This is a genomic window from Nocardiopsis sp. CNZ308 (assembly GCF_004217075.1).
Map to the genome: position 1 here is coordinate 5002800 of NZ_SHKJ01000001.1, position 11746 is coordinate 5014545.

At 73.2% G+C, this 11746-nt stretch carries 11 protein-coding genes; 3 read left to right on the forward strand and 8 right to left on the reverse strand.

From position 1 onward, the window contains the following. Positions 1-46 precede the first annotated feature (46 nt). The 3 genes from EV372_RS21450 to EV372_RS21460 all read right to left on the reverse strand — a co-directional run bounded on the left by EV372_RS21450 (position 47) and on the right by EV372_RS21460 (position 3440). Entirely contained in the window at positions 47-835 is a 789-nt protein-coding gene (locus tag EV372_RS21450; RefSeq protein ID WP_130397474.1) for a VldE C-terminal domain-containing protein, read from the reverse strand. Between the two features lie 153 nt (positions 836-988). Then, on the reverse strand, positions 989-1777 hold the full coding sequence (locus EV372_RS21455) for a cell wall anchor protein (protein WP_130397475.1): 789 nt from the start codon (positions 1775-1777) through the stop codon (positions 989-991). 127 nt (positions 1778-1904) lie between these two features. Continuing rightward, positions 1905-3440 carry an LCP family glycopolymer transferase gene (locus tag EV372_RS21460; protein ID WP_130397476.1) on the reverse strand — a complete coding sequence of 512 codons (1536 nt, stop codon included), beginning with the start codon at positions 3438-3440 and terminating at the stop codon, positions 1905-1907. 494 nt (positions 3441-3934) lie between these two features. Here EV372_RS21460 and EV372_RS21465 point away from each other — a divergent pair, with 494 nt between their 5' ends. Together EV372_RS21465 and EV372_RS21470 are read left to right on the forward strand one after the other, a co-directional pair. Beyond that, positions 3935-4843, forward strand: coding sequence for an Lrp/AsnC family transcriptional regulator (locus tag EV372_RS21465; RefSeq protein ID WP_130397477.1), 909 nt, complete (start codon positions 3935-3937; stop codon positions 4841-4843). Between the two features lie 263 nt (positions 4844-5106). Continuing rightward, positions 5107-5859 carry an RraA family protein gene (locus EV372_RS21470; protein ID WP_130399036.1) on the forward strand — a complete coding sequence of 251 codons (753 nt, stop codon included), beginning with the start codon at positions 5107-5109 and terminating at the stop codon, positions 5857-5859. Positions 5860-6069: 210 nt separating this feature from the next. Here the strand turns inward: EV372_RS21470 and EV372_RS21475 are convergent, their stop codons facing one another. Continuing rightward, entirely contained in the window at positions 6070-6771 is a 702-nt protein-coding gene (locus EV372_RS21475; protein WP_130397478.1) for a FadR/GntR family transcriptional regulator, read from the reverse strand. A gap of 169 nt (positions 6772-6940) precedes the next feature. Between EV372_RS21475 and EV372_RS21480 the strand changes: the two genes are divergently transcribed. Beyond that, on the forward strand, positions 6941-8227 hold the full coding sequence (locus EV372_RS21480) for a CynX/NimT family MFS transporter (RefSeq protein ID WP_197044290.1): 1287 nt from the start codon (positions 6941-6943) through the stop codon (positions 8225-8227). Here EV372_RS21480 and EV372_RS21485 read toward each other — a convergent pair. From EV372_RS21485 to aceA, 4 genes are all read right to left on the reverse strand, one after another. Beyond that, positions 8196-9017 (reverse strand): type II CAAX endopeptidase family protein, encoded by an 822-nt coding sequence (locus EV372_RS21485; RefSeq protein ID WP_130397479.1) that lies wholly within the window; start codon positions 9015-9017, stop codon positions 8196-8198. The two genes, EV372_RS21480 and EV372_RS21485, sit on opposite strands and share 32 nt — an antisense overlap. A gap of 122 nt (positions 9018-9139) precedes the next feature. Next, positions 9140-9409: a hypothetical protein gene (locus EV372_RS21490; protein WP_130397480.1), complete on the reverse strand. Its 270-nt coding sequence runs from the start codon at positions 9407-9409 to the stop codon at positions 9140-9142. Between the two features lie 331 nt (positions 9410-9740). After that, positions 9741-9962 carry a DNA primase gene (locus EV372_RS21495; RefSeq protein ID WP_372497311.1) on the reverse strand — a complete coding sequence of 74 codons (222 nt, stop codon included), beginning with the start codon at positions 9960-9962 and terminating at the stop codon, positions 9741-9743. Between the two features lie 294 nt (positions 9963-10256). Then, positions 10257-11555: an isocitrate lyase gene (aceA, locus tag EV372_RS21500; RefSeq protein ID WP_019609094.1), complete on the reverse strand. Its 1299-nt coding sequence runs from the start codon at positions 11553-11555 to the stop codon at positions 10257-10259. Positions 11556-11746: the final 191 nt, after the last annotated feature.

Consider the following 11746-nt stretch of genomic DNA (forward strand, 5'->3'; position numbering starts at 1 on the left):
CGGGCGGCCGCGGTCACGGCCCGTGTCCGCCGTGACCGCGGTTGTCTCACCCGCCCTCGGGGGCCTCCTGCCCGCGCTGCACGTCCACGTGCACGTGGTCCAGGTGGCGCAGGATCTCGTTGTCGGGGTCGGCCTCGTAGTCGCGCCACCCCAGCGACGGGAAGCTCGTGCTCCAGATCCGGTCGTCGAAGATGATCACGTCGATCTCGTAGTCCGGGGCGTGCGCGATCAGCCAGTGCGCCATCACCCAGCCCGCGCGGCGGTTGTCCTCGTTGACCGGCCGGTAGAAGACGTCGATCGCGCGGCCGTCGTAGTGCGCCGAGTCGTCGCCGTGGCCGGTGTCGAAGCCGCCCGGCTCGTAGCCGCCCAGGCTCAGGCCGGAGAAGTGCGCCTCCATGCCCTCCAGCAGGTGCTGGGCGCGCGGCTTCAGGCCCGAGGGCTCCAGCCCCTCCTGCACCTCCAGGTCCGGGTTCTTGGTGGAACGGCAGGTCAGCGAGGGTCCGGCGTCCTCCTCCGGGCCCTCCTCCAGCAGCGTCAACACCGTCTCGGGGACATCGCTGGTGTCGGGCGCCCCGATCGGGGCGCTGTCGCCCTGCGCGGCGACGGCGGCCGCGGTGGTCGCCCGCCGGGCCTGGTCCCGGTCCAGGCGGACGTGCACCTCGCCCGTCCACACCGAGCACTCCGGCCCCCAGGGCGTCGAGGCGGGGAACAGGTCGGTGTTGCGCGCCACCCAGCGCGCGCTCACGACGGCGACGACGGCCAGCACCAACAGAACGGCCACGGCCATGAGCGCGCCGGTCCACCGGCGCTCGGGCCGCGAGCTGCTGTGTGTCATGCCCCGCTCCTCCGTGTTCGTGCCGGGCGGTGCCCTCACCGCCGGCGCGTTTTCAGAGAGACAACTCCCGGGAGGACCCCCGGGTTTCCGGCGCCGCGGACATTTTTCCCCCGTCGGGGCGGCTCTACCGTCCCCGGAGGCCGTCGTCGCTGGTCACCGGATCGACCACAGGACGAACAGCCCGCCCAGGACCAGGGTCAGCGCCCAGATCCGGTCCATGGTCACACCGCGCCAGCGCAGCGCGTGCACCCCCAGGAAGTCGTGCGCGAGCAGCGCCGCGACCCCCGCCGCGCCCAGCATCGCCAGCGTGTGCACGCCGGTCGCGGCCAGGCCGACCAGGGTCGCGTCCCAGAGGCTCCAGGCCCCCTCGGCCACCGCCCCGCCCGCAGCCTCCGCGCCAGCGCTTCCGGTCGCCTCCGCCACCGGGCCCTCTCCTCCGCCGTCTCCGGCCACCCGAGCCGGGTCCCGCGCCGTGTCCTCCGCCGCCGCGGCCCCCTCCGCCGGGGCGCCGTGCCCGCCGTGTCCACCGGAGTGCGTGTGCGCGAGCCGACCCGCCAGCACCGGCATCAGCATCAGCCCGGCGCCGTGCGCCGAGGACATCAGGAACGACCACGCCGACAGCTGCCACAGCGGCAGCCGCACCTCGCGCCAGTGGAAGTGCCGACGCGACAGCAGCATCACCAGCCCCACCAGAACGATCAGTGTGCCGCCCGCCACCGGAAAGAGCACCGACGCGGTGACCGAGCCGGTGGCGGTGATGGCCACGGCCGCCACCGCCACGCTCGCGGCGTGCCCGGCGGCGATGGCGGGCAGCGACCGCAGCACCTCCGCGCGACCGCCCTCCTGGAGGCCGCGGCTCACGGCCAGCAGCCAGCCCATGCCCGGGTGCAGGCCGTGGAAAGCGCCCAACGCGACGAGGGTCCAGATCTGCGCGGGGGTCACCGCGTCAGGGTCACACGGCGGTGAGCGGCCCGCAACGGTCCGCGTTCCTCTGACCGACACCGGCCACGCGGGGTTGCGCGCGGCCCCCTCGGGGGAGCGGGGGCCGCGCACCGGGTTCAGCGCCCGGTCAGGGGCACAGGGCCTCCAGGTTGCTGGGCTCCTCGCCCACCTGGCGGCCCGGCTCGGCGGGCTCCTCCTCGTCGAGGCCCGTGTACTGCTGCCACTCGGTCAGCCCGCCGTCCTCCGTGGGCCCGGCCGACTCGGAGGGTTCGGCGGACTCCTCCTCGGAGGGGGCGCCGGAGGGCCCGGCGGCCACGTCGTCGCCCTCGGGCCCGCCACCGGTGACGGCCTCGGCGACCAGTGCCTTGACCTGCTCCCAGTCGGGGTTGGCCGTGTTGACCTGGGGCGGCGACAGCTGGAACGTGCTCATGCTCCCGATGTCGGTGACCCTGTCGGCGAGTTCGACGAACGCGGGCACCTTGGCCTGGGGGATGTCCGTGCTCAGGGTGCGCTCGGTGGCGCCCGCCAGCCTGCGGTAGCTCGTCAGGACGGTCATCGGGTCGACCTGCTCGGCCACGTACTTGATCAGGCAGCCCTGGCGGCCCATCCGGCCGTAGTCGTCGCTGTTGGTCCGCGAGCGGCCGTACCAGAGCGCGTCGTGGCCGTCGAGGCGGCGCAGGCCCGGCTCCAGCACCCCGCCGTGCACGCCGTAGGGGATCGGCTCCTCGATGAGCACCTCCACGCCGCCGATCGCGTCGATCAGGTCGCGGAAGCCCATCATGTCGACCATCGCGTAGTAGCCGATCTCCAGGTCGAGGTTGTACCCGATGACCTTCTTGAGGGTGTCGGCGGAGGGGTTGGCCGCGTCCGGGTTGAGCGCCAGCTCCTCGGGCTCCTCGGCCACCGTCTGGTACACGTCGTTGAGCAGCAGGTCGAAGCCGTAGGGCTCGGGGTAGCGCTCGGCCAGGGCGCTGTCCTCGGGGAAGTGCACGTTCTCCAGGTTGCGCGGCAGCCCCACCAGCACGGTGTCGCCGGTCGCGGTGTCCATGCTGGCCACCATCATGCTGTCGGTGCGCACTCCGTAGCGGTTGTCCGCCGAGTCCGCGCCGATCAGCAGCACGTTGACCCGCTCCTGGCCGTTCCAGGGGTCGGCCTCGTCGTGCGGGGGCAGGAGGGGGTCCTCCTCGGCGTGGAAGACGCTGTTCAGCGTCTGGTAGGCCGTGTAGCCGCCGTGCAGCGCCAGCGCCGAGGGCGCCGCGACGGTCAGGCACAGCAGCAGCACCACGGCCGCGCCGAGCACCCGCGAGTTCCGGGGCGCCCCGGCGGGCCGGATGATCACCCACGAGTGCACGATGACCGTCAGCCACAGCACCGCCACGACGAACACCACACCCATGGCTCCCAGCAGCCACCGGTCCTGGAGCGCCATGGTGGCCAGCCGCGCCATGGTGTTCGCCTCGTCGGCGCCCAGCCGCCACGCCCACACGACCAGCCCCAGGATCCCGGCCAGGTAGACCCCCAGGATCACCGCGCCCGCGACCCTGCGGCGCATCCGCAGGTGGGCCAGCCCGGGAAGGGGAACCGACGCCGCGGTCCACAGCAGCGCCCGGCCCGTACCCGGGCGCGCGGGCGCCTCGTCCCGCTGATCGTCCTCCGCTGTCACCGGTGGTTCCTCTCCAGCCGCGGGGCGGACCGCCCCGTTGTCTTCGCCGTTCCCGCAGCGGTCGCCGTGCGGTGCCACGCCGCGGGCACGGACTCGTGTCCGAAACCTTTGTTATGTACACGCCGGAGAAGGGTCGTCCGATTCCCCTGCGGGCCTACCCGTGCTTTTCGGACGTACCGTGCGGGCCGTCCTCCTCCGGGCGTGGAGAGCCCGCGGGGTGCGTGTGCGGGCCCGACAGTTCTCAGTGTGGCGCTTTGCGCGGGTTTGTGTGCACCGCTACTCAGTCATGAGGGATGTTCTATACAAGTCTGTTATGTGTCTCGCACGCGGCGGATGGGGCGTTGGCCGACCCCTCCGGCGCCGCCAAAGGGGGAGATCAACCGATTTCTTTGCCGATCAGTAGTGCGCGCTCGCCGCAGCTGCGATGATCTGGCCGCAGGAGGGGGCGTCGTCCGGGGGAAGGGCGGCGTCATGGGAACGAAAGGCAAGCCATCGTGCTCGATGCGGTTGACACCGCGCTCATGCGCGCGCTGCAAGGGGACGGCCGAGCGACGTTCCAGGCACTGGCCGACGGGGTCGGCCTGTCGAGGACCGCGGTGCGCGCCAGAGTGCGCCAGCTCGTGCAGTCCGGGGCGATCAGGATCGTCGGGGTGCTGCACGCCGGGGTCGTGGGAATGGAGGTCCTCAGTCACGTGTCGTTCCGCGTCAGCGGCCCCGTGGGGCCGATGCTGGACGCGCTGGGGGAGAGGGAGGCGGTGACCTTCGCCGCGCACGCGGCCGGGCGGTTCCCGGCCGTGGCGCAGGTGCGGGTCGCCGACGACGCCGCCCTGACCAAGGAGCTCTCGGAGCTGCGCGCGCTGCCGGGGGTGGACGGCGCGGAGGTCTTCCGCGCCAACTCGGTGTTCAAGGACGCCCACAGCAGCGTGCGGGAGCTGCGCGACATCGAACTGGACGCCCTGGACTGGCGCCTGGTGCGGCAGCTGCTCAGGGACGGCAGGTCCTCCTACGCGGACCTCGCCCGCCAGGTGGGGCTGTCGCAGGCCGCGGCCCGCTCGCGGGTGGTGCGGCTGCTCGACTCGGGTGTGGTGCACGTGACCGCGCTGGTGGAGCCCACGGCGGTGGGGGCCAACGAGCGGCTGGGCTTCGGCCTGCGCTGCCGGGGCGACGCCGAACTGCTGGGGGCCGCGCTGGCGAACATGCCGAGGATCTCCTTCCTGGCCAGCGGTTTCGGGCGCTACGACGTCATCGGCACCCTCACTGCGCCCGACCGCTGCCAGCTGGTGGAGGCCCTGGAGGGGGTGCGCGCCACCCCGGGGGTCGGCTATGTGGAGTCCTGGGACCACCTGTCGGTGCGCAAGGAGCGCAAGGGGGGCGACCGTCCCCTGGAGTGGGTCGCGCCCTAGGGGCCGACGATCCGCGGCGCGACGGACGGAGAGGGGCGCGCCGCGGGCCGGTGACCCCGGCGGCGGGCACGCTGGGTAGGCGCGGGCGGCCCCTTCCGTCCGTATCTGTAACCAGCGGTAGCATTTTTACGTGTTTCCGGCGCGCATGGCTTGCGTCACGCTTAAGTTACCGGTGAGTATGGGAAGGGGTCGGTCCGTACCGGCCGCACCGGGCGCGGGTGTAGTGGGAGGCTGACGTGGCACTGGCGGAAACGTTGACGGCTGTGGGCACGGTGGCGCTCGCGCGGTGCGGCGGCCGACCGTTCGGGACGCACCTGTTCTCCGTCTGGCCGGGGGCCGCCTTCGCGGCGACCGCCTTCCCGGTCCGCTGCACCCCGGGGGACAACCTCGCCATCCACGTCGCGGTGGCCCAGGCCCCGCCCGGCTCCGCCCTCGTGGTGGACGTCGCGGGGGAGGCCGAGTACGGCTACGTGGACGAGATCCTGGCCGTGGCCGCCAGCACCCGCGGGGTCGCGGGCATCGTCCTGGACGGCTGCGTCCGCGACATCGCGGCCATCGCCCGGTGCGCGCTGCCGGTCTTCGGGGCCGGGGTCGCGGTCCGCGAGGCCGCGCACGAGGCGGGCGGCTCGGTGGGCCGCCAGATCAGCATGACGCCGGGCGGCCCCGCGCCCCTGCCGGTGCGCCGGGGCGACTGGATCGTCGCCGACGACGACGGCGTGGTGTGCCTGCCCCGGGGGCAGGTCGGCTCCATCATCGCCGCGACCGTGGACAGCGTCTCGCGCGAACGCGAGATCATCGACGCCGTCTACGCGGGGGAGAGCACCCTGGACCTGCTCGGACTGGACCCCTCGCGGGTCGCGGGCTGGGAGGACCGCTCCGAGCAGCGCTCGCGGCGCCCTGGGCGCCCGCGGGCCCTGGGCGCCCTGCGCGACACCGCCGCGCGCGGCGCCGAGGGGCACCCTGCGGCCCGTTCGCGGCTCTCGCCGCGTTCCGCCGTGGGCGACCCCCGGGAGTGAGCCGCGAGACCCCTCAGCGGCGGCCGGGGGCCGGGCCGGGAGGCGTTCCCCGGTCCCGGGGCGCCACGGCCGCGCGGCGCGCCCGCCGGGGCCGCACGGGCCCCGCGCGGCGGACGGAGCCCGGTGCGGGCGCACCGGCCCGGAAGCGCGTGGGAACGCTCCCAGGCCTTGGGGGCGCCGCCCGGTCGGACAGGGTCCGACGCGGGCCGCTCAGTCCTCGGTGAACGAGAGCAGCTCGTCGATGTAGCAGGTGGCCTCCCGCGCGGCTCCGGCCGCGTCGGCGTCGCGGATCGCCTCGGTCAGCTTGGAGTGGTCCACGCCGTCGGTGGCCGAGGAGGGCCGGTCGGTCGCCTCGGCGCCCTGCTCGTAGGCCGTGTGCGCGATGCTCGCGTACACCACCTGCGCGATGTCGTCGTACAGGTCGATGAGCAGCGTGTTGTGGGTGGCGTTGACCACCGCGCGGTGGAACGTGAAGTCCGCCTCCACGAACGCGCCCATGTCGCGCTCGCGCCAGGCGGACTCCCGCAGGGCCATGGCGCGGTCGATGTCGGCCATGTCCTCGTCGCTGTGGCGCAGCGCGGCCAGCCGGGCCGCCTCCACCTCCAGCGCGCGGCGCACCTCCAGGTTCTCCCGCAGGCGGGAGCGCTCCAGACGGCGCCGCAGGGCGCCGCCGAGTTCGCTGGAGGCCCGCACGAAGGTGCCCGCCCCCTGGCGGATCTCCAGCAGCCCGGCGTGGGCCAGGGCGCGCACCGCCTCGCGGACGGTGTTGCGGCCCACCTCCAGCTGGTCGGAGAGCTCCGACTCGGTGGGGATGCGGTCGCCCACACCCCACTCGCCCGAGTCGATCTGTGCTCGTAACTGACTGATGACCTGGTCGACGAGACCGGTCCGGCGTGTCGAGGCGAGGGGCACGCGTATACCTCCTAGGGGCGGGTCGCCGGATGACTGGGCCAGCGCACAGGTACGGAACGGTTAAGGCCGGAGCTTAGACCAGTTGCGGTCGGGAATTGGCTTTGAACGGTAATGCGTTATCCTCATGAAGTACATCGGGTCATCCTATGAATTTCTGCGAGTCGCCTCCATGAGCGCCGGACCAGCCCCCCGCACCCCCGTGACGAGCGGCCCCGCCGCAGGCCGGACCGCCCCGAGCCGTCCCCCGCGCGCGGCACTGCTGCTGCTCGCCGCCGGGATCGCCCTGGCGGCCCTGAACCTGCGCACCGCCATCACCAGCGTCGGCCCCGTGCTCGACGAGGTCACCGCCGGGCTGGGCATGACCGCCGTCGGCGCGGGGATCCTCACCACCCTGCCCGTGCTGTGCTTCGCGCTCTTCGGCGGCCTGACCCCCGTCCTGGGCCGTCGCCTGGGCGAGCACCACCTGCTGGTCTACGCGCTCATCGCCCTCACCGTCGGCCTCGCCGCCCGGGCCGCGGCCCCCGAGCCGTGGATGTTCCTGGCCCTGAGCGTGGTGGCCCTGTCCGGCGGCGCGGTCGGCAACGTCATCCTGCCCGCCCTGGTCAAGGAGCACTTCCCCGACCGCGTGGGCCTCATGACCACCGTGTACACCACCGGCCTGGCGCTGGGCACCACCATCGCCGCCGCGGCCACCGTGCCCCTGGAACAGTCCACCGGCGAGTGGCGCGCGGCCCTGGGCGCCTACGCCCTCTTCGGCGTCGCGGCCGCCGTCCCCTGGCTGCTGGTGCTGCGCCACGAGCCCGCGCGCGGCGACGCCTCCCAGGCCCTGGGCTTCGGCCAGGTGCTGCGCACCGGCCTGGGCTGGCAGTCCGTCCTCTACTTCGGCACCCAGTCCTCGGTCGCCTACATCATGTTCGGCTGGTACGCGCAGATGCTGCGCGACCAGGGCATGGACGCCCAGACCGCGGGCCTGGCGCTGTCCTACCTCACCGTCCTGGGCATCCCCATGTCCCTGGTGCTGCCCACGCTGCTGACCCGCACCAGCGACCAGCGCCCCTTCGTGGTGGTCTTCTCCGCCGCCTACCTCGCGGGCCTGGTCGGGCTGTGGTTCGCCCCGCTGTCGGGGGTGTGGGCCTGGACCACGCTCGTGGGGATCGGCATGGGCAGCTTCGTCTTCGCCCTGACCGCCTTCGCGCTGCGCACCCGCACCGGGGCGGGGACGGCGGCGCTCTCGGCCGTCAGCCAGAGCCTGGGCTACCTCATGGGCGGGGCGGGGCCCTTCCTGTTCGGGCTCCTGCGCGAGGTCAGCGGCGGCTGGCACGCGCCCCTGCTCCTGCTGGCGGTGCTGGTCGCGGTCAACCTGGCCATGGGCCTGTTCCTGGGCCGTCCCCGCTACCTGGAGGACGCCATCGCCGCCCGCGGTCTCACGAGGGCAGCCAGTCCAGACGGCCGATGAGGTAGACCGAGCCGACGAAGGCCACGACGTCGATGACCGTGTGCGCCACCACCAGGGGCATCACACGCCCGTAGCGCAGGTAGAACCAGCCGAAGACCAGCCCCATCACCAGGTTGCCGAAGAACATCCCGACGCCCTGGTAGAGGTGGTAGAAGGAGCGCAGCACCGAGCTGGCCAGCACCGCCTTCCACGGCGTCCACCCCAGCTGCCCCAGCCGGTGCAGCAGGTAGCCGACCACGATCACCTCCTCCAGGATCCCGTTCTTGGCCGCCTGGAGCACCAGGACGGGCACGTCCCACCAGTTCCCGGCCAGGGTGCTGGGCCTGATCGTGACCGTCAGCCCCAGCTGCCAGGAGACCACGTACAGCACGAGGCCGCTCAGGCCGATCAGCGCGGCCAGCAGGGCGCCGGTGCCCAGGTCGAAGCCGGGACGGCGCACGTCGAAGCCGATCGTGGCCGAGGAGTCGCCCGAGCGGCGCAGGAGGTAGGCCACCAGCAGCACCGGGACCAGGGCGTTGGCCAGCGCGAACAGCTGCCACGACAGGTCCAGCCAGGGGCGCTCCTGGTCCGCTCGGGGGCGCACCAGGCTGGCGGTCTGCTCGGCCAGGGACTGGGGCTCGGTGAGCACGCCGAGGAAGGAGATGGTCGCCGAGACCGCCGCGGCGCCCAGGGACAGGGCGAGCACGCACAGGATCTCCCAGCGCAGCAGGCCGCGCTCGACGGGGGCGGAGGGGGCGGGCGGCGCCCCCGCGGGCAGCCCGGCACCCGGGGTGTGGGTCTTGTCGGTCACGCGTTGCAATGTACGCGCTGTCCGCGGGGGCCGGTGGCCTGGGGGAGCGGGGCGGGCCGAGGACGCGCCGGGGCGCGGTCAGGAGGCCCGCCCCGGCGCGTGCGGCCGTTCCGCGGGGGCGGTCAGCCGTTGTCGTTGTTCTCCATGTCGCCCTCGCCGCCGTTGTCCTCGTTCCCGCCGTCGTCGTCCTCTCCGCCGTCCCGGTTGTTCTCCTGGCCGCCGTCGTCCTCGTCGCCCTGGTCGTCGCCCGGGGTGTCCACGGTCGGGGCGTCGGCCCCCTCGGGGTCCTCGCAGGCCGCGACGCCGAACACGGCCACGGCGGCGATCGCCGAGCCCGCCAGCGCCCGGCGCAGGGCGGTCAGGGTCCGGCTGCTGATGTCCTCGAAGCTCATCGCTGACTCCCTCGGGTCGCGGCTCGTGCCGGGGGTCCGCCCGGGCCGGGGCGGCGGGCGCGAGCCGGGTGTTATCCGTCCGTGACCCACACTAGGGCGTGTTCCGTGTCCGTGGCCAGGAAAGCGCGGAGAGTGACGGGCCGCGATGCGGCGGGGTCACGCCGTCCGGCGAACGGGGGGAGGGGCGCGAACGCGCGGGGGAGAGGGGGTTCCGTCCGGCTCCGGGCGCGGACCCCGACCGAGGGGCCCGAACGCGTGGAGGAGGGGGAGACCGGCCCTCGCCGCCGCCCGGACGTGCTCGGGCGGCGGCGCGGGTCAGCGGGGCGCGGGCTCAGTCGTCGCCGTCGCCGTCGTCATCGTTGTCGCCGTCATCGTTGTCGCCGCCGTCGTCCCCGTCATCACCGCCGTCGTCTCCGTCGTCGCCCTGTTCGACGTCCACGGTGGGCATGAGGTCGTCGCAGGCCGCGGTGCCCAGGACCACGACGGTGGCCAGGGCGCCCACGGCGAGCACCCGGCGCAGTGCGGCCAGGGCGGTGAGGAGCGGTTCGAACATCTTCAAGCCAGACCTCCGGATCTGCGGGCGGGCCGCGGGGGCGCGGCCCCGTGCAGCGGCCAGCCTAGGACCCGGCCGCGCGGGCGGCCGGGGCGCCCCCGTCCCGGCGGGGGCCGGACCCGCGCCCGGGGGAGACCGGCAGCGGGCACGGCGGACGCCGCGCACGGGACGAGCCGCCGGCCATGCGCGTATGACACGGAGTGCGCATGGCCGACGGCTAGGGGGCGGAGGCCGCCCGCCCCGCCCCAGCCACGAAAGCGGGGAGGGACGGCCTCCTGGGAACGAAGACCAGTGTCAGTGAGCCGCTGAGAACTGGTCTTCCTCGGTGGAGCCGGTGAGAGCCGTGGTGCTGGCCTCGGGGGAGATGGTCGTGCTGATGGAGTCGAAGTAGCCGGTGCCGACCTCGCGCTGGTGGCGGGTGGCGGTGTAGCCCTGCGACTCGGCCGCGAACTCGGCCTCCTGGAGCTCGACGTACGAGGTCATCCCGTTCTGGGCGTAGCCCTTGGCCAGGTTGAACATCGAGTAGTTGAGCGAGTGGAAGCCCGCCAGGGTGATGAACTGGAACTTGTAGCCCATGTGGCCCAGCTCGCGCTGGAACTTGGCGATGGTCGCGTCGTCCAGGTGGCGCTTCCAGTTGAAGGACGGCGAGCAGTTGTAGGCCAGCATCTGGTCCGGGTACTCGGCCTTGATCCGCTCGGCGAAGTCGCGGGCCACCTCCAGGTCGGGGGTGGCGGTCTCCATCCACAGCAGGTCCGAGTGCGGGGCGTAGGCCAGGCCGCGCGCCACGCAGGCCTCGACGCCGTTGCGGAAGCGGTAGAAGCCCTCGGCGGTGCGCTCGCCCGTGATGAAGGGCTGGTCGCGCTCGTCGACGTCGCTGGTGATCAGGGTCGCGGCCTGGGCGTCGGTCCGCGCGATGACCAGGGACGGGACACCGGCGACGTCCGCGGCCAGGCGGGCGGCGTTGAGAGTCTTGACGTGCTGCCCGGTGGGGATGAGGACCTTGCCGCCCAGGTGGCCGCACTTCTTCTCGGAGGCCAGCTGGTCCTCCCAGTGCACGCCCGCCGCGCCGGAGGCGATCATGCCCCGCATCAGCTCGTAGGCGTTGAGGACGCCGCCGAACCCGGCCTCGGCGTCGGCCACGATCGGGGCGAGCCACTCGGGCGCGCTGTCGTCGCCCTCGGCCCAGGTGATCTGGTCGGCGCGCATCAGCGCGTTGTTGATGCGGCGGACCACGGCCGGGACCGAGTTGGCCGGGTACAGGCTCTGGTCGGGGTAGGTGTTGCCCGAGAGGTTGGCGTCGGCCGCGACCTGCCAGCCGGAGAGGTAGATGGCCTTCAGTCCGGCGCGGACCTGCTGGACCGCCTGGTTGCCGGTGAGGGCGCCGAGGGTGTTGACGTAGTCCTCGGTGTGGAGCAGGTCCCACAGGCGCTCCGCGCCGCGGCGGGCCAGGGTGTGCTCCTCGGTGACCGAACCGCGGAGCTTGACCACGTCGTCGGCGGAGTAGGTGCGCTCGATACCGGCCCACCGGGGGTTGGTCTCCCAGTCGCGCTGGAGTGCGGCGCTGGCTTCCTGTCGTCGAGCGCTGGTGCCCATGTTCGATCCCGCCTTACGTGTAGTCCCCAAGTGTTCACACCGGTCGAGAAGGCCGGGTCAGAGCCAGGGGGTGAGCCCTGAGCGGTAAGTTCCCCGCCGGTAACTAGATTCTTGGGCAACTTCCGAGGCTTTTCCATTGGAAATCTTGCGAAGATCGACGTTTCTTTCCGTACTATGAAGCCATGGCGTAC

Excerpts from the sequence above, each read along its gene's own strand:
- EV372_RS21495 (WP_372497311.1), bottom strand. The coding sequence starts at position 9,962 with ATGTTCGAACCGCTCCTCACCGCCCTGGCCGCACTGCGCCGGGTGCTC.
- EV372_RS21480 (WP_197044290.1), top strand. The coding sequence starts at position 6,941 with ATGAGCGCCGGACCAGCCCCCCGCACCCCCGTGACGAGCGGCCCCGCC.
- aceA (WP_019609094.1), bottom strand. The coding sequence starts at position 11,555 with ATGGGCACCAGCGCTCGACGACAGGAAGCCAGCGCCGCACTCCAGCGC.
- EV372_RS21490 (WP_130397480.1), bottom strand. The coding sequence starts at position 9,409 with ATGAGCTTCGAGGACATCAGCAGCCGGACCCTGACCGCCCTGCGCCGG.
- EV372_RS21450 (WP_130397474.1), bottom strand. The coding sequence starts at position 835 with ATGACACACAGCAGCTCGCGGCCCGAGCGCCGGTGGACCGGCGCGCTC.